Annotated in this window: 21 protein-coding genes; 12 read left to right on the top strand and 9 right to left on the bottom strand. The window is 66.8% G+C overall.

Annotation, left to right across the window (positions count from 1 at the left end):
- Positions 1 to 174 precede the first annotated feature (174 nt).
- From DTS01S_RS05910 to DTS01S_RS05900, 3 genes are read left to right on the top strand one after another with little or no spacing between them, the layout of a single operon-like run.
- On the top strand, positions 175 to 480 hold the full coding sequence (locus tag DTS01S_RS05910; protein WP_016447635.1) for a PepSY domain-containing protein: 306 nt from the start codon (positions 175 to 177) through the stop codon (positions 478 to 480).
- Positions 481 to 487: 7 nt separating this feature from the next.
- Positions 488 to 1,159 (top strand): response regulator transcription factor, encoded by a 672-nt coding sequence (locus DTS01S_RS05905; protein WP_017404381.1) that lies wholly within the window; start codon positions 488 to 490, stop codon positions 1,157 to 1,159.
- A complete protein-coding gene (locus DTS01S_RS05900) occupies positions 1,156 to 2,604 on the top strand; it encodes a sensor histidine kinase (protein WP_017404380.1) in 1,449 nt (482 codons plus the stop codon). Before DTS01S_RS05905 ends, DTS01S_RS05900 begins: the two co-directional genes overlap by 4 nt.
- A 25-nt stretch (positions 2,605 to 2,629) precedes the next feature.
- Here the strand turns inward: DTS01S_RS05900 and DTS01S_RS05895 are convergent, their stop codons facing one another.
- From DTS01S_RS05895 to coaBC, 4 genes are all read right to left on the bottom strand, one after another.
- Positions 2,630 to 3,454, bottom strand: coding sequence for a hypothetical protein (locus DTS01S_RS05895; protein ID WP_026062131.1), 825 nt, complete (start codon positions 3,452 to 3,454; stop codon positions 2,630 to 2,632).
- A gap of 63 nt (positions 3,455 to 3,517) precedes the next feature.
- Positions 3,518 to 3,967, bottom strand: coding sequence for a dUTP diphosphatase (gene dut, locus DTS01S_RS05890; protein WP_017404378.1), 450 nt, complete (start codon positions 3,965 to 3,967; stop codon positions 3,518 to 3,520).
- A 70-nt stretch (positions 3,968 to 4,037) separates the two neighbouring features.
- Positions 4,038 to 4,559 carry a hypothetical protein gene (locus DTS01S_RS05885; protein ID WP_017404377.1) on the bottom strand — a complete coding sequence of 174 codons (522 nt, stop codon included), beginning with the start codon at positions 4,557 to 4,559 and terminating at the stop codon, positions 4,038 to 4,040.
- Between the two features lie 17 nt (positions 4,560 to 4,576).
- Positions 4,577 to 5,800: a bifunctional phosphopantothenoylcysteine decarboxylase/phosphopantothenate--cysteine ligase CoaBC gene (gene coaBC, locus DTS01S_RS05880; protein WP_026062130.1), complete on the bottom strand. Its 1,224-nt coding sequence runs from the start codon at positions 5,798 to 5,800 to the stop codon at positions 4,577 to 4,579.
- A 102-nt stretch (positions 5,801 to 5,902) separates the two neighbouring features.
- Here coaBC and DTS01S_RS05875 point away from each other — a divergent pair, with 102 nt between their 5' ends.
- From DTS01S_RS05875 to DTS01S_RS05850, 6 genes are all read left to right on the top strand, one after another.
- A complete protein-coding gene (locus DTS01S_RS05875; protein WP_016447642.1) occupies positions 5,903 to 7,561 on the top strand; it encodes a CTP synthase in 1,659 nt (552 codons plus the stop codon).
- A gap of 41 nt (positions 7,562 to 7,602) precedes the next feature.
- Positions 7,603 to 8,460 carry a 3-deoxy-8-phosphooctulonate synthase gene (gene kdsA, locus DTS01S_RS05870; RefSeq protein ID WP_017404374.1) on the top strand — a complete coding sequence of 286 codons (858 nt, stop codon included), beginning with the start codon at positions 7,603 to 7,605 and terminating at the stop codon, positions 8,458 to 8,460.
- Positions 8,461 to 8,463: 3 nt separating this feature from the next.
- Positions 8,464 to 8,754: a DUF1330 domain-containing protein gene (locus DTS01S_RS05865; RefSeq protein ID WP_016447644.1), complete on the top strand. Its 291-nt coding sequence runs from the start codon at positions 8,464 to 8,466 to the stop codon at positions 8,752 to 8,754.
- Between the two features lie 238 nt (positions 8,755 to 8,992).
- A complete protein-coding gene (gene eno, locus DTS01S_RS05860) occupies positions 8,993 to 10,279 on the top strand; it encodes a phosphopyruvate hydratase (protein ID WP_012206907.1) in 1,287 nt (428 codons plus the stop codon).
- Positions 10,280 to 10,343: 64 nt separating this feature from the next.
- A complete protein-coding gene (gene ftsB / locus DTS01S_RS05855) occupies positions 10,344 to 10,622 on the top strand; it encodes a cell division protein FtsB (protein ID WP_017404372.1) in 279 nt (92 codons plus the stop codon).
- Between the two features lie 175 nt (positions 10,623 to 10,797).
- A complete protein-coding gene (locus DTS01S_RS05850; protein ID WP_017404371.1) occupies positions 10,798 to 11,226 on the top strand; it encodes a hypothetical protein in 429 nt (142 codons plus the stop codon).
- Positions 11,227 to 11,238: 12 nt separating this feature from the next.
- Here DTS01S_RS05850 and hslO read toward each other — a convergent pair whose 3' ends face one another.
- Complete coding sequence (gene hslO, locus DTS01S_RS05845) at positions 11,239 to 12,231, bottom strand: Hsp33 family molecular chaperone HslO (RefSeq protein ID WP_017404370.1); 993 nt, start codon at positions 12,229 to 12,231, stop codon at positions 11,239 to 11,241.
- A gap of 35 nt (positions 12,232 to 12,266) precedes the next feature.
- Positions 12,267 to 12,791 (bottom strand): gamma carbonic anhydrase family protein, encoded by a 525-nt coding sequence (locus DTS01S_RS05840; RefSeq protein ID WP_047219405.1) that lies wholly within the window; start codon positions 12,789 to 12,791, stop codon positions 12,267 to 12,269.
- A 54-nt stretch (positions 12,792 to 12,845) separates the two neighbouring features.
- Between DTS01S_RS05840 and DTS01S_RS05835 the strand changes: the two genes are divergently transcribed.
- The 3 genes from DTS01S_RS05835 (at position 12,846) to DTS01S_RS05825 (ending at position 16,466) form a co-directional block, all read left to right on the top strand.
- On the top strand, positions 12,846 to 13,652 hold the full coding sequence (locus DTS01S_RS05835) for a ferritin-like domain-containing protein (RefSeq protein WP_016451247.1): 807 nt from the start codon (positions 12,846 to 12,848) through the stop codon (positions 13,650 to 13,652).
- Positions 13,653 to 13,840: 188 nt separating this feature from the next.
- Positions 13,841 to 15,118 (top strand): EAL and HDOD domain-containing protein, encoded by a 1,278-nt coding sequence (locus DTS01S_RS05830; RefSeq protein ID WP_016451246.1) that lies wholly within the window; start codon positions 13,841 to 13,843, stop codon positions 15,116 to 15,118.
- Positions 15,119 to 15,176: 58 nt separating this feature from the next.
- Positions 15,177 to 16,466 carry an EAL and HDOD domain-containing protein gene (locus DTS01S_RS05825; protein ID WP_016447651.1) on the top strand — a complete coding sequence of 430 codons (1,290 nt, stop codon included), beginning with the start codon at positions 15,177 to 15,179 and terminating at the stop codon, positions 16,464 to 16,466.
- 96 nt (positions 16,467 to 16,562) lie between these two features.
- Here DTS01S_RS05825 and DTS01S_RS05820 read toward each other — a convergent pair whose 3' ends face one another.
- The 3 genes from DTS01S_RS05820 to DTS01S_RS05810 form a co-directional block, all read right to left on the bottom strand.
- A complete protein-coding gene (locus DTS01S_RS05820) occupies positions 16,563 to 17,561 on the bottom strand; it encodes a Bug family tripartite tricarboxylate transporter substrate binding protein (RefSeq protein ID WP_016447652.1) in 999 nt (332 codons plus the stop codon).
- A 131-nt stretch (positions 17,562 to 17,692) separates the two neighbouring features.
- Positions 17,693 to 18,676: a site-specific tyrosine recombinase XerD gene (gene xerD, locus DTS01S_RS05815; RefSeq protein WP_061287430.1), complete on the bottom strand. Its 984-nt coding sequence runs from the start codon at positions 18,674 to 18,676 to the stop codon at positions 17,693 to 17,695.
- A gap of 76 nt (positions 18,677 to 18,752) precedes the next feature.
- Positions 18,753 to 19,715, bottom strand: coding sequence for a tripartite tricarboxylate transporter substrate binding protein BugE (locus DTS01S_RS05810; RefSeq protein ID WP_016447654.1), 963 nt, complete (start codon positions 19,713 to 19,715; stop codon positions 18,753 to 18,755).
- Positions 19,716 to 19,754 lie beyond the last annotated feature (39 nt).

Here is a 19,754-nt window from a genome sequence, read left to right as displayed (position 1 = left end):
CGCATCTGCCGGCTGCTGCGCCTTCGTTTCCGGTGGATTGCGACGGCGTGCAGCCATTGTTCGATGCAGGCCATGAACGCAAGCTGAAGCAGCCGTTCATTCGAGGTTCATCCACGCTGGGCTATAAAGTTTTCCATGCCCACTCCATCCTTCTCCACCCCTCGCAGGTCCTGGATGCTGCTGGCCTCGCTGCTGCTGATGGCGGCGGCACTGGCCTCCTGGACCACGCCCTCGGATGCCGGCGACAGCGACCATGAACTCGCGCGCCAGGCCCTGCAGCAAGGCCGCGTGCTGCCGCTGCGCACCGTGCTCGACCAGGTCGAGCGCGACTACCAGGGCCAGGTCATCAAGGTCGAGTTCGAGCATGACGACGGCCGCTTCATCTACGAGATCCGGCTGCTGCAATCGGGCGGCCGCGTGGCCAAGCTCAAGATCGATGCACGCGATGGCAAGGTGCTGAGCTTCAAGCGCAAGGACTAGGAAAAAGATGCGAATCCTCGTGGTGGAAGACGAGCCCACGCTGAGCAGCCAGCTCGTGCAGGCGCTGCAGCAGGCCGGGCATACGGTGGAGACGGCGGCCGACGGCGCAACGGCCCAGTACCTGGGCGAGGTCGAGGAGTTCGATGCCGCCGTGCTGGACCTGGGCCTGCCCGTGCGCGATGGCCTGACGGTGTTGCGCGCCTGGCGCGAACAAGGGCGGGTCATGCCGGTGATGATCCTCACGGCGCGCGGCGCCTGGCATGAGAAGGTGGCCGGCATGGATGCCGGCGCCGACGACTATCTGGCCAAGCCCTTCCACATGGAAGAGCTGATGGCCCGCCTGCGCGCCCTGCTGCGCCGGCTCAGCCCGCACGCCAGCGCCCAGTGGCAATGCGGCCCCATCGTGCTGGACTCGCGCCAGGCGCGTGTGAGCGTGGCGGGCCAGCCGCTCACGCTGACCAGCCATGAATTCAAGGTGCTGGCCCTGCTGATGCAGCGCGTGGGCCAGGTGATATCGCGCACCGAGCTGTCCGAACACATCTACCCGCAGGACAGCGACCGCGACTCCAACACCATCGAGGTCTTCGTGGGCCGCCTGCGCAAGAAGCTGCCGGCCGGCAGCATAGAGACCGTACGCGGACTGGGCTACCGGCTGGTGGAAGGCGCGCCCGCTGCATGAACGCACCACAGGAAAGACAGGTATCCCGGCTCGGTGATTCGCTGCGCCTGCGCCTGCTGGCCGGCACGCTGGCCTGGGTGCTGGCGGCCGTGCTGCTGGCCGGCTGGGGACTGCGCGGACTGTTCCGCGATCACATCGCGCAGCAGTTGCAGGCGCAGCTGGTGCTGCAGCTCGACCAGCTCAGCGCAGCCGTCAACAGCCTGCCCGGCGGGCGCATCGAAGTCGGACTGGCCGTGGGCGATCCGCGCCTGGCGCAGCCGCTGTCAGGCCTGTACTGGCAGATCGACCAGGTGAGCGATGGCGCGGGTCCGCCCGAGAAGGCCGGCCTGCTGCGCTCTCGTTCGCTGTGGGACCAGACACTGGACTGGCGCCAGTTCCGTGCCGATGCCGGTCGCCCGGATGAGCACCACGAGGACACGGCGTTGAGCACGGGCATGCTGCCCGATGGCCAGGGCCACCCGCTCGTGGCCGTGGCACGCCCCCTGCAATTGCCCGAAGCCGACGCGCCGCCGTTGCGCCTGATCGTTGCGGCCGACAGCGCCCTGCTGGCCGAGCCCATGCAGCGCTTCACCACCATGCTGATCGCCGCACTGGGCACGCTGGCGGCCGGGCTGGCTCTGGCCGTGGTGCTGCAGCTGCGCCTGGCGCTGCGGCCGCTGCAGTTGCTGCGCACAGGCCTGGCCGACGTGCGCAAGGGCGCCACGCCGCGCCTTGAAGGCCGGTTTCCGCAGGAACTGCGCCCCCTGGTGCAGGAGTTCAACCATGTGCTGGATGTGAACGCCGACATGGTCCAGCGCGCGCGCACGCAGGCCGGCAATCTGGCCCATGCCGTGAACACGCCGCTGTCCATCCTCGGCAATGCCGCCGCGCAGGAAGGCGGGACGCTGGCCGAGTTGGTCCGCGAGCAGGTCGCCAGCGCCAGCCGCCAGGTGGACCACCATCTGGCACGCGCCCGCGCTGCGGCCCGCCAGGCCACAGGCCTGCGCACGCCGCTGGAGCCGCCGCTGGCCTCGCTGGTGCGCACCATGGAGCGGCTGCACGCCGGCCGCGGCATCCGCTTCGCGCTGAAGGGCGATGCGCAGCCTTGGGACTTTCTGGGCGACGGCCAGGACCTGATGGAAATCCTGGGCAACCTGCTGGACAACGCCGGCAAGTGGGCGGCCCAGGCCGTGAGCCTGGAAGTACAGGGCCTGGAGCCCGATCAGGCCGGCTGCCCCTTGCTGCTGACGGTGGACGATGACGGCCCCGGCATCGAAGACGCCGACCTTGGCCGCATCTTCGAGCGCGGCGAGCGCCTGGACGAGCGCAGGCCCGGCGCAGGCCTGGGCCTGGATATCGTGCGTGACCTGGTGCAGACCTATGGCGGCAGCATCGCAGCCAGCCGCTCGCCGCTGGGCGGCCTGCGCATGCAGCTGCACCTGCCCGGAGCGCGACGAGAGGCATGAGCGCGGGAGGCCGCAGGGCAGCGGCTCACCCCCCTCTCAGCGCTCGCAGCACCTGCACCAGGGTGTCTGCCTGGGGAAACAGCCAGTCGGCCGCAGCGCCCAGCGCCACGGCGGCCACCAGCGCGCCCAGCACCGGCTTCCAGCTCAGGCGCAGCGCGGCCAGCAGCCAGCCTTCGCGCTCCACCACGTAGAGCGTGCGCGCCATCAGCAGCGCAAAGGCCACCTCCACCGCCACGGCCAGGAACAGGTCGGCCCCAAAGACCAGCCACAGCAGCGACCCGGCGCCCGTGACCGCGACCAGCAGCGCCGCAAACACCAGCAGCACCGGCACCAGGACGACAGCGCCTTCGTCCAGCCCATCGATGCCGGGCACGTCAAAGCCCTGCGACGCCGAGGAAGCGGCCTCGGACATGGCACCGCCGTCGTCCCAGCTGCCGCTGGAGCCACCGCCGCCATAAGAGCCGCCCTGCCCGCTCTCGAATCCGCCAGCCTCGGGCGTGCGGGCCGGTGAAGAACCGCTGCCGCCGGGCGCGGCATCGGGCACATCCGGCCCATCCCAGTCGCGGCGCAGCATGCACTCGGCCCACAGGCGTACCAGCAGCAGATACAGCAGATAGCCGCAGACCAGGGCCACGCCGTAGCGCAGCGCCATGCTGTGCACGCCCGCATGCAGCAAGGCCAGGCTCAGCAGCGACATGCCGGCCAGGCTGAGGCCGCCCGTCAACGCCGCATGCAGTCGCAGCCAGTGGCGCTGCTGCAGGCGGCGGCGCATGCGGTCTTCCTGCGTGAGCACCACGCGCGTCCACGACGCGGATGGGCGATGGCGCGTGCGCCGGGATGGCCTGGCCATGCGGACTCCTCCCTGAAGCGATGCCCTGGCAGCGCAGCTGCGGGCGATGTCTGGCGGAAAGCCTTATTGCTTGCCGGTGGAGCCGTAGCCGCCCGCACCGCGCTCGGAAGCCGACTCGAACTCCTCGACCACATTGAAGCTGGGCTGCACCACGGGCACGATGATCAGCTGGGCCAGGCGGTCCATGGGCTGCAGCGTGAAGGCCGTGGCCGAGCGGTTCCAGGCGCTGACCATGAGCTGGCCCTGGTAGTCGCTGTCGATCAGGCCGACCAGGTTGCCCAGCACGATGCCGTGCTTGTGGCCCATGCCCGAGCGCGGCAGGATCATGGCGGCGTAGCCGGGGTCCTTGAGGTACATGGCCATGCCCGTGGGCACCAGTTGCCATTGGCCGGGCTCCAGCGTCAGCGGCGCATCGATGCAGGCGCGCAGGTCCAGGCCCGCGCTTCCCGGCGTGGCGTAGGCGGGCATGTTCTCGCGCAGGCGCGCGTCAAGGATCTTGATATCAACGTTCATGGAAACAATCTGGGGAGCGCCTCACGGCAGGCTCTCTTGAAAAGCAAAGCGCGCATTGTGCCCCGCGCCGTCACCCGGACGACTTGAGCCCGCTGCGAAAGCCTTTGACGATGGCATTGATGATGGTGAGCAGCAGGATGAAGGGGCCGATGCCCGGAATCACCACGGCCAGGATCAGGCCGATCACGATACCCAGCAACTGGCCCGGACCTATCTTGAAGACCGTCTTCTTGACGGCCTTGGCGGCGGAGGACGCCTGGGCTTGCTGTGCCCGCGCCGCCTGCCGGCCGCGATCGGCCCTCCCACCATTCCTGTCGCCTGCAGACGGCTGGCGCCCCGGCAGGGCAGGCACCGACGCCTGCTGCGCGGCGATGCGCGCCTTCTCGGCCGCAGCCTGCACCTGCTCGCGCACGCGCTCGACCACGGACTGGGACTGCGCGCCCGGCGTGGCCACCGCGTCGGTGAAATCGCTGCGTCCCTGCGCCATCCAGCCATGGGCCGCAGAGCGGTACAGGGGGCTGGCGCGCAGCAGCTCATCCACATAGCGCACATAGTCGCCGTGGCGGGGACCTTCGTAGGTGTTCTGTGACATGCGGGCCTTCGATGGTGTCAAGGGGCGGGCGGCAGGCGCCGGGCGATCTCGGCCACCAGCTGGCGCGCCAGCAGGGACTTGGAGGCGTGCGGCAACTCCTGGGTGCCGGACTCGTCGATCAGCAGCAGGGCATTGTCATCCCGCCCAAAGGTTGCGGGACCGATATTGCCCACCAGCAGCGGCACCTGCTTGCGCAGGCGCTTGGCGCTGGCGTGCTGCAGCAGGTCATGGCTTTCGGCGGCGAAGCCCACGCAGTACAGCCGTCCGCTGCGTGCGGGCTCGGACTGCGCGGCGGCCGCCAGGATGTCGGGGTTCTCGACGAAGGTCAGCGTGGGGGTCTGGCCCGAGCCGTCCTTCTTGATCTTCTGGTCTGACGCCGTGGCCGGGCGCCAGTCGGCCACGGCCGCCGTGGCGATGAACACGCCAGCCTGGGGCAGTTGCTGCTGCACGGCATCGAACATCTGCTGCGCCGACTGCACGTCGATGCGCTGCACGCCACGCGGCGTGCGCAGGTGCACGGGCCCGGCCACCAGGGTCACCTGGGCGCCCGCCTCGCGTGCGGCGCGCGCAATGGCAAAGCCCATCTTTCCGCTGGAATGGTTGGTAATGCCGCGCACGGGGTCGATGGCCTCGAAGGTCGGGCCCGCCGTGACCAGCACCTGGCGGCCCTGCAGCAGCTTGGGCGTGAAGAAGGCGGCCAGCTCCTCCATGATTTCCTCGGGCTCGAGCATGCGGCCGTCGCCCACCTCGCCACAGGCCTGGTCGCCCGTTCCCACGCCCAGCACCAGTGCGCCGTCGGCGGCCACCTGCGCCAGGTTGCGCTGCGTGGCCGGGTGTGCCCACATCTCGCGGTTCATGGCCGGAGCCAACAGCAGGGGCACGCGGTCCATGGGGCGCGCCAGGCACATCAGGCTCAGCAACTCGTCGGAGCGGCCCTGCACCAGGCGCGCGATGAAGTCGGCGCTGCAGGGCGCGATCAGCATCGCGTCGGCCTCGCGGCTGAGGTTGATGTGGGGCATGTTGTTGGGCTCGCGCGCGTCCCACTGCGATCCGTAGACAGGGCGGCCCGACAGCGCCTGCATGGTCACCGGCGTGATGAACTGCTCGGCCGCCTCGGTCATCACCACCTGCACGGTGGCCCCGGCCTGTACCAGCAGGCGCACCAGCTGGGCAGATTTGTAACAAGCCACGCCTCCGGAGAGGCCGAGCACCAGATGTTTACCAGCGAACACTTCAGTCATGGCGCGCAATTTAGCAGAGCCGCAACGTCCGAGCAGCCCCGCGCGGCGCGGCGAATTCGGCGGCGCATCTATAATCCTGCTTTACCACCACCAATAAAAGACATGACCAAATTTGTCTTCGTCACAGGCGGTGTGGTGTCTTCCCTGGGCAAGGGAATCGCCTCAGCCTCCCTTGCTGCGATCCTCGAATCGCGCGGCCTCAAAGTCACTCTCATCAAGCTGGACCCGTACATCAACGTGGACCCGGGCACCATGTCGCCCTTCCAGCACGGTGAAGTGTTCGTGACCGACGATGGCGCAGAGACCGATCTGGACCTGGGCCACTACGAGCGTTTCATCGAAACGCGCATGAAGCAGTCCAACAACTTCACCACCGGCCGCATCTACCAGAGCGTTCTGGAGAAGGAGCGCCGCGGCGACTACCTGGGCAAGACCGTGCAGGTGATCCCTCACGTGACCAATGAAATCCAGGAGTACATCAAGCGCGGCGCCGGCATCGGCACGCCGGATGCCGTGGACGTGGCCATCTGCGAAGTCGGCGGCACGGTGGGCGATATCGAGTCCCTGCCCTTCCTCGAAGCCGTGCGCCAGCTGGCCCTCAAGCAGGGCCCCAACAACACGGCCTTCGTGCACCTGACCTACCTGCCCTGGATCGCCACGGCTGGCGAGCTCAAGACCAAGCCCACGCAGCACACCGTGCAGAAGCTGCGCGAGATCGGCATCCAGCCCGACGCCCTGCTGTGCCGCGCCCAGCACCGCGTGCCGGACGAGGAAAAGGAAAAGATCTCGCTGTTCACCAACGTTCCCGAATGGGGCGTGATCTCCATGTGGGACGTGGACACCATCTACAAGGTGCCCCGCATGCTGCACGAGCAGGGCCTGGACGGCCTGATCTGCGACAAGCTGCGCCTGAACACGCCGCCCACCAACCTCAAGCGCTGGGATGACCTGGTCCACGAGACCGAGCACCCGCAGGGCGAGGTCAAGATCGCCATGGTCGGCAAGTACGTCGAGCTGTCGGACGCCTACAAGTCCGTCAACGAGGCGCTCAAGCACGCCGGCATGCAAAGCCATGTAGCCGTGAAGATCACCCATGTGGACTCCGAGACCATCAGCGACGCCAATGCGCGCGACAAGCTCTCGCAGTACGACGCCATCCTCGTGCCCGGCGGCTTCGGCTCGCGCGGCGTGGAAGGCAAGATCTCCACGGCCCGCTACGCCCGCGAGAACAAGGTGCCCTACCTGGGCATCTGCCTGGGCATGCAGGTGGCCACCATCGAGTACGCCCGCCATGTGGCCGGCCTCGAAGGCGCCAACTCCACCGAGTTCGATCCCAAGTCCGCCAACCCCGTGATCGCCCTGATCACCGAGTGGAAGGATGCCGACGGCACGGTCAAGACCCGCGACGAGAACTCCGACCTGGGCGGCACCATGCGCCTGGGCGCGCAGTCCTCCGACGTGCAGGCCGGCACGCTGGCCCACAGCATCTACGGTGACGTGGTCACCGAGCGCCACCGCCATCGCTATGAAGCCAACGTCCAGTATCTGGACCAGCTGCGCGAAGCGGGCCTGGTGATCTCGGCGCTGACCCAGCGTGAGCAGCTGACCGAGATCGTCGAACTTCCCAAGGAAGTTCACCCCTGGTACATCGGCGTGCAGTTCCACCCCGAGTTCAAGTCCACGCCGTGGAGCGGCCACCCGCTGTTCAATGCCTTCGTGAAGGCCGCGATCGAGCGCCAGAAGGCACCGCGCAAGTCCTGAGCCCCGCAACGCCGCCCACCATTTCCCAAGGAATCCCCACCATGAAACTCTGCGGCTTCGACGTCGGCCTCGACCGGCGCTTCTTTCTCATTGCAGGTCCCTGCGTCGTCGAGTCCGAGCAGCTGCAGATGGACGTGGCGGGGCAGCTCAAGGAAATCACGGCGGCCCTGGGCATCCACTTCATCTTCAAGAGCAGCTACGACAAGGCCAACCGCAGCTCGGGCGCCAGCTTTCGCGGCCCGGGCATGGACAAGGGCCTGGAGATCCTCGCCAAGGTGAAGAAGGACCTGCAGGTCCCCATCCTGACCGACGTCCACACCGAGGCCGAGATACCGGCCGTGTCCCAGGTCGTGGACGTACTGCAGACGCCGGCCTTCCTGTGCCGCCAGACCGACTTCATCCGTGCCGTGGCCCAGTCGGGCCGGCCGGTGAACATCAAGAAGGGCCAGTTCCTGGCCCCGCATGACATGAAGAATGTCATCGACAAGGCCCGCGCCGCCGCCAAGGAGGCCGGCCTGCCCGAGGACAGCTTCATGGCCTGCGAGCGCGGCGCCAGCTTCGGCTACAACAATCTGGTCTCGGACATGCGCAGCCTGTCCATCATGCGCGAGACCGGTGCGCCCGTTGTCTTCGATGCCACGCACAGCGTGCAGCTGCCCGGCGGCAACGGCACCAGCAGCGGCGGCATGCGCGAGATGGTGCCCGTGCTCTCGCGTGCGGCCGTGGCCGTGGGCGTGGCCGGACTGTTCATGGAAACCCATCCCAATCCTCCCTGCGCCCTCAGCGACGGCCCCAACGCCGTGCCGCTCAAGCACATGAAGGCCCTGCTCGAAACCCTGGTCGCGCTCGACGACGTGACCAAGAAGAACGGCTTCCTCGAAAACGATTTTGGAGTCTGACCCATGGCCAGCGGCTACATCATTGCGTCCGTCACCGTCACCAAGCCCGAGCAGTACGAGGAGTACCGCAAGTGGAGCACCGAGGCCATGCGCGCGCATGGCGCCGAAGTCTGCGTGCGCGGCGGCAAGGTCGAAGTGCTCGAAGGCGACTGGAATCCCGGCCGCACCGTGATCCTCAAGTTCCCCAGCTTCGAAGCCGCCAAGGCTTTCTACGACACGCCCGAGTACCTGCGTGCCCGCGAAGCCCGCGAAGGCGCGGCCATCATGCGCATGGTCTGCGTCGAGGGCGTCTGACCGCGGCCAGCGATACCCGGCCCGTCAAGAGCGCAGCGCATACAAAGCCATCCACCCAATTTGTGCACAATGGCCGCCGCCCGATCGCAGATACTGCGCCGCGGAGCATGGCTGTGCACGGTGGCGCGGCAGCCTGCCACGCCACCGACCACCCGTACCGCTTGCCCGGCAAGCACCAGGGCGCAACCTCACCGGAACCCGCCTGCACACCGATTTCAAAAACCGCAAAGGAAATGCCATGAGTGCAATCGTTGACATCGTAGGCCGCGAAGTGCTGGACAGCCGCGGCAACCCCACCGTCGAGTGCGACGTGCTGCTGGAATCGGGCGTGATGGGCCGCGCGGCCGTGCCTTCGGGCGCGTCCACCGGCTCGCGCGAAGCCATCGAGCTGCGTGACGGCGACAAGAGCCGCTACCTGGGCAAGGGCGTGCTCAAGGCCGTCGAGCACATCAACACCGAGATCTCCGAAGCCGTGCTGGGCCTGGACGCCTCCGAGCAGGCCTTCCTGGACAAGACCCTGATCGACCTGGACGGCACGGACAACAAGGGCCGCCTGGGCGCCAACGCCATGCTGGCCGTCTCCATGGCCGTGGCCCGTGCCGCTGCCGAAGAGGCTGGCCTGCCGCTGTACCGCTACCTGGGCGGCATGGGCGGCATGCAGCTGCCCGTGCCGATGATGAACGTCATCAACGGCGGCGCGCACGCCAACAACAGCCTGGACCTGCAGGAATTCATGATCATCCCCGTGGGCGCGCCTTCGTTCCGCGAAGCCGTGCGCTGGGGTGCCGAAGTCTTCCACGCGCTCAAGAAGATCATCCACGACAAGGGCATGAGCACGGCCGTGGGCGACGAAGGCGGTTTTGCGCCTTCCGTGGAAAACCACGAAGCCGCCATCCAGCTGATCCTGCAGGCCATCGAAAACGCAGGCTACAAGGCCGGCGAACAGATCGCCCTGGGCCTGGACTGCGCCGCCAGCGAGTTCTACAAGGACGGCATGTACGTGCTGGCCGGTGAAGGCAACCTGACGCTGACCGCCACCCAGTGGACCGACATGCTGGCCGGCTGGTGCGACAAGTACCCCATCATCTCCATCGAGGACGGCATGGCCGAAGGCGACTGGGATGGCTGGAAGATCCTGACCGACCGCCTGGCCGCCAAGGTCCAGCTGGTGGGCGACGACCTGTTCGTCACCAACACCAAGATCCTGAAGGAAGGCATCGACAAGAAGATCGCCAACTCCATCCTGATCAAGATCAACCAGATCGGCACGCTGACCGAAACCTTCGCCGCCATCGAAATGGCCAAGCGCGCAGGCTACACGGCCGTGATCTCGCACCGCTCCGGTGAAACCGAGGATTCGACGATTGCCGACATCTCGGTGGGCACCAATGCCGGCCAGATCAAGACCGGCTCGCTGAGCCGTTCGGACCGCATCGCCAAGTACAACCAGCTGCTGCGCATCGAGGAAGACCTGGGTGACATCGCCCACTACCCCGGCCGCGAGGCTTTCTACAACCTGCGCTGAAAAGCGTTAGGCTTGCAAGCCATCGGGCCTGCAAGCCTTTTTCCTGTCAGCGATATCTGCCCCCATGGTCAACCGCGTCGTCCCCATTGTCCTGCTCGCCCTGCTGGCTGCCGTGCACGCGCAGCTGTGGCTGGGCCATGGCAGCGTGGCCTACGTCAAGGAACTGCAGCAGCAGATCCACGACCAGAACGTGGCCAACGCGCTGGAAAAAGCCGAGAATGACCGCCTGGCCTCCGAGGTCAACGACCTCAAGGACGGCCTGGCCATGGTCGAGGAAAAGGCCCGCAGCGAACTGGGCATGGTCAAGCCCAACGAGATCTTCGTGCAGATCGTGCGGCGCTGAGGATTGGGATTTCCTGCACCAAGGCCGGCTTCATGCCGGCCTTGTGCTTTTGCAACAAGGCGCCTGCGCCCCTTGCCCGGGCCTGCGCGCAAGCCGAGACAGGTACTTGGACACAGACCGCTTGCCCCCGCCCCCGGTGATTCTTCTGGGATCGCCACCCGCGCTCGCGCTTTCCATGGCCCATGCACTGCGCCAGGCCTGGCGGCACCACGGAGCATCTCCTGCCGACTGGCAATGCCTGGCGGCCGAGCCGGGGCAGTCTCTGCCGGAACATGGGGCCGTCTACCTGCTGGGACTGGATTGGAGAGCCTCCGTCACCGAGCACGAAGGGGTGAGCGATGGCCCTGCCGCACAGCTCCAGCATTGGCGCGACCAATTGCAAAGCCAGTCACGCGACTACGTGGTGCTCTACGGCAATACCGCCCGGCAATGGCAACAGCTGGCCGAGTCGCTCAGGCTCAAGGCTCCGCAAATGGACTGGTCCTGGCTGCCCGCAAGCCCCGCGCAAGGCAGCGCGCGCCTTCGCCCCTACGGCTGCGAGCAATGCAGCGACCCGGACTGCGAGCGGCGATTGTTCGACGCGCTGCGCAGCGGGCGAGACTGAAGCCGGGCGTATTTACTGGACGTTCGTCGAGGTCGGCGGCTGCTTGCCGGCCTCGGTGAACAGCTGGGCTGCGTCGATGGGATCGAATTCGTACTGCTTGCCGCAGAAGTCACAGCCCACCTCGATGCTGCCGCGCTCCTCCAGGATGCTCTCCACCTCTTCGGAGCCCAGCGACACCAGCATGGACGCCACACGGTCACGGCTGCAGGTGCACGCAAAGCGCGGATGCTCCTCGTCCTGCTGGGGCACGAAGCGCATCAGCTTCTCTTCCCAGAACAGGCGGCGCAGTATGGTCTCCACATCCAGGGTGAGCAGCTCGTCGCGCGTGAGGCTGGAGGCCAGCGTGGCGATACGGTTGTAGTCCTCGTTCAGCCCGATGGCATCCTGGCCCGACTGCTCGCTTTCGGTGGCAGCGGCCAGGTTGGCCTCACCCTTGACCGGCATGCGCTGGATCAGCAGGCCGGCGGCCACCTGGTCGTCGGCCGCCAGCACCAGCACGGTGTCCAGCTGTTCCGACTGCAGCATGTAGTGCTGCAGCGCGTCGGACACCTTGGTGAAGCGCCGGCCCTGCGCATCCTGCAGCGGCACCACGCCCTGGTAGGGCTGCTGGCCCGGCTGGCGCCCCTTGGGGTCCAGCGTGATGGCGCAGCGGCCGCCGCCGTGCACATTGAGCAGTTGTTCCAGCGTGGCGCCTTCGGGAGGGTCGCCGATCAGGGTGGCGGTGGCGCGCAGGCCGAAATCGGACTGCACCTCGGCCACAGCCAGCTTGACCGGGCCATCGCCCATGACCTGGAAGACCAGGGCGCCGTTGAACTTGATATTGGACTGCATGAGCACGCCCGCAGCCGCCATTTCTCCCAGCAGTTCGCTCACGGCAGCGGGGTAGGCGCCGGTCTCGCCGTTGCCCGCGCGGCGCTGCAGGATTTCCTGCCAGGCATCGGTGAGGCGAACGATGGAGCCGCGCACGGGCAGGCCTTCGAAGATGAATTTATGCAGTTCAGACACGCTGATGGATTCCGTAAAAAAGTGCCGGGCCTCGCTCAGCCCAGCTTGCGCAGCCCGGTCTTGAACCGTCGCGCATTGTCGACATAGTGTTGGGCGCTGCGGCGCAAGCCCTCGATCTGCTCGGGCGTCAATTGGCGCACGGCCTTGGCCGGGCTGCCGATGATCATCGAGCCATCGGGAAATTCCTTGCCTTCGGTGATGAGGGCGCCTGCGCCGACCAGGCAGTTGCGGCCGATCTTCGCGCCGTTGAGCACCACGGCACCGATGCCTATCAGCGACTCGTCGCCAATGGTGCAGCCATGCAGCATGACCTGGTGGCCCACGGTCACGTGGCGCCCCACGACCAGCGGCTTGCCCAGGTCGGCATGCAGCACGCTGGCGTCCTGGATGTTGCTGCCCTCACCGATGGTGATGCTCTCGCAGTCGCCGCGCAGCACGGCGCCGAACCAGATGCTGGCGTCTTCGGCCAGCTGCACATTGCCCACCACTTCGGCGCTGTCGGCCACCCAGGCCGACGCCGCCACTTCAGGGGCCACTCCATCCAGTTCATAGATCGCCATGGGTCTTTGTCTCCGTCAATTATTGGTGATGGCAGGAAACCTAGAATTGTAGGGATGGAGTTACGTCACCGCGCCCTTGAGGTCTTGTGCCTCACGGACCCCGAAGAAAAGGCCGCCGCCGCGTTGGACATGTATGCGCGGCAGGCGCTTTATTCAATAGCACCGCAGGCACCGGCCCTGCCGGATCCCGCGCCGGACCTGCCGGGCCGCCCGCTGCGGCCCGAGCTGCGCCACCACACCGCCGTTGCAAGGCGTTCGCCGGCGACGCCGGAAGGCCGGGCCGTGCTGATCCACGCCATAGCCCACATCGAGTTCAACGCCATCAATCTGGCGCTGGACGCCGTCTGGCGCTTTGACGGCATGCCGCAGCAGTACTACCTGGACTGGCTGCAGGTGGCCGCCGAGGAGGCCAGGCACTTTCGCCTGCTGCGCGAGCATCTGCGCGCGCACCTGGGCCACGACTACGGCGATTTCCCGGCCCACCAGGGCCTGTGGACCATGTGCGAGAAGACCGCCCATGACGTGGTGGCCCGCATGGCCCTGGTGCCGCGCACGCTGGAGGCGCGCGGCCTGGACGCCACGCCCCAGATCCAGAACAAGCTGCGCAACACGCGCGCGCCCGATGCGCTGGCGGCGGTGGACATCCTCGACATCATCCTGCGCGAGGAAGTGGGCCACGTGGCCATAGGCAATCATTGGTACCGCTGGCTGTGCGAGCGCGAAGGCCTGGAGCCCGAGGCCCACTACCAGGCGCTGACCCTGCGCTACGAGGCGCCGCGCCTGCGCCCGCCCTTCAACGAACGCGCACGCCGCGCCGCAGGCTTCACCGATACTGAACTGGCCTGGTTGCAGCAGGTCTGAAGAAAGCCTGCCTGCGCCGTGCGGACAGGCCCAGGCCGCTCGTGAAGCCACACAATGGTTTACAAACTAGGATGGGTCCGACTCCGCAATCGGACTTGTCCCAGCAGACACTGCCTGTCGGCATATTTATTCAGAACATTCCTACAATCAGATCTGCTGCTTCCCGTGTCCCTTCGACCGAACACTCCATGACCGAATTGCCTGTCCATCTCTTCAACGATGCCCCTGTGGCCAGCCCCGCGTCCACGGATCGGGGAATGATTGCGCGCCAGGCCATCGTCAACGGGGTGCAGCAGATCATCGGCTATGAGCTTTTCAACCGTTCGCGCGCCTACCCGGACCATACGGCGGCCTCGGATGTGTCCCTGGTGTTCACGGCCCTGTCGCATGCGGGCGAAGAAGATCTGGTTGGCACCAAGCTGATGTTCGTCAACTGCACGCATGAAAGCCTGGCCGGCGGGCATCTGGAGCTGCTCAACCCCGACAAGGTGGTGCTGGAGATACCGCCGCTGGGCCTGGCCGCCCAGCAGGAGGTACAGGCCCGCCTGCCCATCCTCAGCAATCTGCGCGCACGCGGTTTCAACCTGGCCTTCAATCACACGGTGCTGGAGTCCGCCTATGCAGCCTGGCTGCCCCTGGCCGACTACATCAAGTTCGACCTGTCCGTGCTGGCCCCTGACCAGTTGGCCGTGCTGGTCAATTTTGCCGGCCGCCACACGCGCGCCGAGCTGATCGCCGAGAAGGTGGAAAGCGCCCAGCAGCATGAGCAGGTGGGCCGCCTGGGCATACAGCTGTTCCAGGGCTTCTGGTTCGCGCGGCCCACGGTGGTGCGCACCAAGCTGCTGTCGCCCTCGCAGCAAAGCATTGTCCAGCTGCTGAATCTGGTGCGCCAGCAGGCCAGCACCGATGCCATCGAGGATGTGCTCAAGAAAGATGCGGGCCTGGCCTTCAACCTGATGCGCCTGATCAATTCCGTGGGCTTCGGCGTGCAGCGCGAGATCACCTCGTTCCGCCAGGCCGTGATGCTCATGGGCCTCAAGAAGCTGTTCCGCTGGGCGGCCATGCTGCTGACCGCATCGCGCAACGGCGGCCCGCCGCCGGCCATCGGCCAGACCGCCGTGATCCGCGGGCGGCTGATGGAGCTGCTGGCCCAGGAATCGCTGAGCGAGGAAGACTCCGACCAGGCCTTCGTCGTCGGCATCTTCTCGCTGCTGGGCAGCATGCTGGACCTGCCGCAGGACGTGGCCATGAGCCTGATCCCCGTGCCCGATGCCGTCTCCGCCGCCGTGCTGCGCCACGAAGGCGTGCTGGGCGAGCTGCTGATCCTGGCCCAGGCCTGCGAAGCCAGCGACGATGCAGCCTTCCACCGCAGCGCAGGCGCGCTGCGCCTGAGCAGCCAGCAGATCAACTGGGCCCATCTGCAGGCCCTGGCCTGGACCGACCAACTGGCAGACAGCTCGCTATAGCTATAAGCTATAGAACGCCATCGAAAGCCATCGCTCATCCATCTTTCTCAGCTTTCAAATGACTACCAACGACAACTCCTCCGCTCCGCCGCCCCCCCTGCCAGCCGGGGTGGAGGACGGGCAGGTGGCCGTCATTGCGCGCCAGGCCATCGTCAACGAGGCGCGCGATGTCTTCGGCTATGAGCTTTTCGACCGCTCCACGGCCCAGCATGCGCACACGGCTGCCTCCGATGCCGCCCTGCTCTTCAACGCGCTGTCGTATGCGGGCGCCGAAGCGCTGGTGGGCAAGAAGACAGTCTTCATCAACTGCACGCATGACAGCCTGGCCGGCGGCCACCTGGAACTGATCCACCCCGACAAGGTGGTGCTGGAGGTACCCACGCTGGGCGAGAACGCCACGGCTGCCGATATCGAGGAACGCCTGCCCACCTTCCAGGCCCTGCGCCAGCGCGGCTTCCGCCTGGCCTTCAACCAGCACCTGCTGCGCCGCGCCTATGCCAGCTGGCTGCCTGCGGCCGCCTTCATCAAGCTGGACATGCAGACCTTCGCACTGGCCGATGCCGAGACCCTGGTGAAGTTCGCGCGCGCCCATACCAATGCCCAGATCGTGGCCGAAAAGGTCGAGACCTCCGAGCAGTTCGAGCGCATGCGCGACCTGGGCGTGCGGCTGTTCCAGGGCTTCTGGTTCGCCCAGCCGCAACTCGTGCAGGCGCGCACCATCCGCCCCACGCAGGCCACCATCATCCAGCTGATCAATCTGGTACGCCAGCAGGCCAGCACGGACGAGATCGAAGCCCTGCTCAAGAAGGATCCCACGCTGTCCTTCAACCTGCTGCGCTTCATCAACTCCTCGGGTTTCGGCCTGTCGTGCGAGATCACCTCGTTCCGCCACGCGGTGATGATCCTGGGTCTCAAGAAGCTGTTCCGCTGGGCGGCCCTGCTTTTGACCACTTCGCGCGCGGGCGGCACGCCGCCGGCCGTGGGCCAGACCGCCGTGGTGCGCGGGCGCCTGATGGAGTTGCTGACGGCCGAGCTGCTCTCGCCCGAGGAGTGCGACAACGCCTTCGTGGTCGGCGTGTTCTCGCTGCTGGACGTGATGCTGGGCCAGCCCATGGAAAAGGCGCTGGAGTCCATCGCCCTGCCCCAGCCCGTGATCGATGCGCTGGTGCACAACAAGGGCGTGTTCGCGCCCTTCCTGGAGTTGACGCGTGCCTGCGAAAGCGGCGATGACGAAGGCTTTGCGCGCGCAGCCAATGCACTGCAGCTGTCCAACCACCAGGTCAACTGGGCGCATCTGCAGGCCCTGGCCTGGGCCGACAATCTCACGGCGGACGAGCCCATGGCATAGGCGGGCCCCGCACATCCGGCACCAAAGACAAAGGGCTTGCGGCCATGACGGCTGCAAGCCCTTTTTGCATGGGCGCCGGTGGCACCCTGCGCTCCATCAATTGAGCTTGATGCCGGCTGCGCGAATGATGCGCGCGTTGGACTGGGACTCGGCCTCGATCTGGCGTGCAAAGTCCTCGGCCTTGCCGCCCATGGCCACGTTGTCGGTGGCCTCCAGCTTGGCGCGCATGTCCGGCTGGGCCAGCACCTGGTTGATCTCGGCATTGAGCTTTTGCAGCACGGGCGCAGGCGTTCCAGCGGGCGCGAAGATGCCGAACACCGAGGTCATGTTGGCGCTCTTGTAGCCCAGTTCGGCCAGCGTGGGAACGCCGGGCAGCGACTCCAGGCGCTGGGGTGCGCCCACGGCCAGGGCCTTGAACTTGCCCGCCTTGATGTGCTGCAAAACGGCCGGGCCGGCATTGGTGGACAGCACTTCGAACTGCGCGCTCAGGCCGTCATTGAGCTGCTGCCCGCCGCCCTTGTAGGGAATGTGCGTGATCCGGACCTGCGAGGCATGCATGATCTGCTCGAGCATGATGTGGCCCAGCGAGGCCAGGCCGGCCGTGGCCCAGCGCACTTCACCGGGCTGCGCCTTGGCCTGGGCCACCAGCGCATTGAAGTCGGCCGCCGTGGAGCGGGCGGTGCCCAGCAGCAGCACGGGCGAGTACATCACGCTGGTCACGGGCACCAGGTCGCGCTGCGGATCGAACAGGGGCTTGCCCAGGTGCGGGCTCAGCGTCAGCGGGCTGATGGAGGAAAAGCCCAGCGTGTAGCCATCGGGTGCGGCCTTGGCCACCAGGTCCAGGCCGATGGCGCCGCCGGCGCCGGCCTTGTTGTCCACCACCACGGGCTGGCCCAGGCGGGCGGCCAGCTTCTCGCCCAGGGCGCGGGCCACCACATCGCTGACGCCGCCGGCCGGGTAGGAAACCACCACGCGGATGGGCCGGCTGGGCCATGCCGCATCGGCAGCCGACGCAGACATCGGCAGGGCCGCGGCAGCCACCGTCGCCGCCAGCATGGAAGTCACCAGCACATGCCGGCGCAGGAAATCAGTCATCGAGAACTCCGCAGAAACACATCGAACACGGCGGTGATTGTTGTGCAAAGCACATATCCCCGAGGCGGGCTTTGCCACTTCGACGGTTTCAACGCCAGAAATAGGCAATCCGGCGAACCGACCACATCCAATCAACCACGCGGATGGTGCAAAGCGTGCAGGGCCTTGAGCCGCTCGCGCGCCACATGGGTGTAGATGGTGGTGGTGGAGATATCGGCATGGCCCAGCAGCATCTGCACCACGCGCAGGTCAGCGCCGTGGTTGAGCAAATGCGTGGCGAAGGCATGGCGCAGCGTGTGCGGCGACAGCGGTGCCGTGACACCCGCAACCTGCGCGCAGCGCTTGACGATGACCCAGAACATCACGCGGCTCATCGCAGCCCCGCGCTGGGTCACGAAGACCGCATCGCTGCGCTGCCCGCCCAGGATGGCACCGCGCGCCGTGGCCAGGTAGCGCTCCAGCCACCAGTGCGCCTCCTGGCCGAAAGGCACCAGTCTTTCCTTTTGCCCCTTGCCGGTCACGCGCAGCACGCCCGAGCGCAGATCGATGCCATGCATCGGCAGATCCACCAGCTCGCTCACGCGCAGGCCGCTGGCGTACATCAGCTCCAGCATGGCGCGGTCACGCAGGCCCAGCGGCGTATCGACATCGGGCGCCTTGAGCAGCGCCTCCACCTGAGCCTGCGTCAGCGTATGCGGCACGCGCGGCGGCTGCCGTGCCGCCAGCATGCGCACCGTGGGATCGGCCGCAATGCGCTGCTCGCGCAGCGCCCAGTGGTAGTAGCGGCGCAGCACCGTCAACCGCCGGTTCGACGAGCTGGCCTTGGTCTGCTCCACGCGCACCGCGAAATAGCCCTGCAGCTCCAGCTCGCCCGCCGCATCCAGCGCCAGCGGCGGCCGCTGGTGCGCCAGCCACCGCCCCCAGGCCGTCAGATCCCGGCGATAGGCCGCCAGCGTATTGCGCGACAGCCCGTCTTCCAGCAGCAGCGCATCCATGAACAGGTCCAGCGCATCCAGGCTGGCCGGCAGCGGCGCGGGCCAGGATGCAGGATCGGCAGCAGGTTCGGCTTCGGCAACCGAGGGGGACACGATGGAAGCGGCAGGCACTTGGGACATCCCATCAAGCCTACAACGAAAAAACCCGAGGCCCGCAAGGAGCCTCGGGTTCTGAGCCAACCGCTCAGGGCGGTGCTTACTCCAGCGTGAGTTTTTGCTGGGCAACCACCTTCTTGTAGGTCTCGTACTCTTCCTTGATCTGCTTGGCGAACTCTTCAGGCGAGTTGCCGATGACCAGGGAGCCCGTGTCCTCGATGCGCTTGCGCACGGCCGGGTCCTGCAGCACCTTGCGCACGGCGGCGTTGATCTTGTCCACCACATCCTTGGGCATGTTCTTGGGGCCCAGGATGCCGTAGTAGGCCATGCGGTTCACCGGCTCCAGGCCCACTTCCTTGAAGGTGGGCACATTGGGCAGCACGGCCAGGCGCTGGGGCGCGGCCACCACGATGGGCACCAGGCGGTTGTCCTTGATGAAGGGCAGGGCCGAGGGCAGGTTGTCCAGCACCATGGGCACCTGGCCCGCCACCACGTCGTTGAGCGCAGGGCCCGCGCCGCGGTAGGGGATGTGGGTGACGAAGGTGTTGGTCAGGCTCTTGTACAGCTCCATCAGCATGTGCTGGATGCCGCCCGTGCCCGAGGACGCATAGGAGTACTTGCCCTGGGACTTCTTGAGTTCGGCCTCGAAGCTCTTGTAGTCCTTGGCAGGGAACTTGGGGTTCACCGCGATCACGTTGGGCGTGGCCGCCACATTGATGATGGGCGTGAAGTCCGTCAGCGTGTTGTACGAGATCTTGGGATTGATCGCGGGGTTGGTCGCCGTGGTCGAGACCGTGGCGATGCCCAGGCTGTAGCCATCGGGCTGCGAGCGCGCGGTTTCCATGGCGCCGATGACGCCACCGCCGCCGCCGCGGTTGTCCACCACCACGGGCTGGCCCAGTTCCTTGGTCAGGGGTTCGGCGATCACGCGGGCGATGATGTCGGTCGTGCCACCGGGGGCGAAGGGCACCACCAGCTTGATCGGCTTGGTGGGGTAGGCCTGGGCCAGGGCTCCGGTGCTTGCGAGGACCAGGGTCAGTCCCATCCAGCTGCGACGATTCATACAGGATCTCCTTTTGGGGGTCGTGTTGACGAAGAGGTT

The organism is Delftia tsuruhatensis NBRC 16741, assembly GCF_001571325.1.
GTDB classification, from domain to species: domain Bacteria; phylum Pseudomonadota; class Gammaproteobacteria; order Burkholderiales; family Burkholderiaceae_C; genus Comamonas; species Comamonas tsuruhatensis.
The sequence above is the reverse complement of the archived record's forward strand: the minus strand, read 5'-3'. Positions and strand labels throughout refer to the sequence as shown.

Bases quoted from the DNA above. Each gene is read 5' to 3' on its own strand.
- DTS01S_RS05910 (WP_016447635.1), top strand. From the start codon at position 175: ATGCTGCTGGCCTCGCTGCTGCTGATGGCGGCGGCACTGGCCTCCTGG.
- DTS01S_RS05905 (WP_017404381.1), top strand. From the start codon at position 488: ATGCGAATCCTCGTGGTGGAAGACGAGCCCACGCTGAGCAGCCAGCTC.
- DTS01S_RS05900 (WP_017404380.1), top strand. From the start codon at position 1,156: ATGAACGCACCACAGGAAAGACAGGTATCCCGGCTCGGTGATTCGCTG.
- DTS01S_RS05895 (WP_026062131.1), bottom strand. From the start codon at position 3,454: ATGGCCAGGCCATCCCGGCGCACGCGCCATCGCCCATCCGCGTCGTGG.
- dut (WP_017404378.1), bottom strand. From the start codon at position 3,967: ATGAACGTTGATATCAAGATCCTTGACGCGCGCCTGCGCGAGAACATG.
- DTS01S_RS05885 (WP_017404377.1), bottom strand. From the start codon at position 4,559: ATGTCACAGAACACCTACGAAGGTCCCCGCCACGGCGACTATGTGCGC.
- coaBC (WP_026062130.1), bottom strand. From the start codon at position 5,800: ATGACTGAAGTGTTCGCTGGTAAACATCTGGTGCTCGGCCTCTCCGGA.
- DTS01S_RS05875 (WP_016447642.1), top strand. From the start codon at position 5,903: ATGACCAAATTTGTCTTCGTCACAGGCGGTGTGGTGTCTTCCCTGGGC.
- kdsA (WP_017404374.1), top strand. From the start codon at position 7,603: ATGAAACTCTGCGGCTTCGACGTCGGCCTCGACCGGCGCTTCTTTCTC.
- DTS01S_RS05865 (WP_016447644.1), top strand. From the start codon at position 8,464: ATGGCCAGCGGCTACATCATTGCGTCCGTCACCGTCACCAAGCCCGAG.
- eno (WP_012206907.1), top strand. From the start codon at position 8,993: ATGAGTGCAATCGTTGACATCGTAGGCCGCGAAGTGCTGGACAGCCGC.
- ftsB (WP_017404372.1), top strand. From the start codon at position 10,344: ATGGTCAACCGCGTCGTCCCCATTGTCCTGCTCGCCCTGCTGGCTGCC.
- DTS01S_RS05850 (WP_017404371.1), top strand. From the start codon at position 10,798: ATGGCCCATGCACTGCGCCAGGCCTGGCGGCACCACGGAGCATCTCCT.
- DTS01S_RS05840 (WP_047219405.1), bottom strand. From the start codon at position 12,791: ATGGCGATCTATGAACTGGATGGAGTGGCCCCTGAAGTGGCGGCGTCG.
- DTS01S_RS05835 (WP_016451247.1), top strand. From the start codon at position 12,846: ATGGAGTTACGTCACCGCGCCCTTGAGGTCTTGTGCCTCACGGACCCC.
- DTS01S_RS05830 (WP_016451246.1), top strand. From the start codon at position 13,841: ATGACCGAATTGCCTGTCCATCTCTTCAACGATGCCCCTGTGGCCAGC.
- DTS01S_RS05825 (WP_016447651.1), top strand. From the start codon at position 15,177: ATGACTACCAACGACAACTCCTCCGCTCCGCCGCCCCCCCTGCCAGCC.
- DTS01S_RS05820 (WP_016447652.1), bottom strand. From the start codon at position 17,561: ATGACTGATTTCCTGCGCCGGCATGTGCTGGTGACTTCCATGCTGGCG.
- xerD (WP_061287430.1), bottom strand. From the start codon at position 18,676: ATGTCCCAAGTGCCTGCCGCTTCCATCGTGTCCCCCTCGGTTGCCGAA.
- DTS01S_RS05810 (WP_016447654.1), bottom strand. From the start codon at position 19,715: ATGAATCGTCGCAGCTGGATGGGACTGACCCTGGTCCTCGCAAGCACC.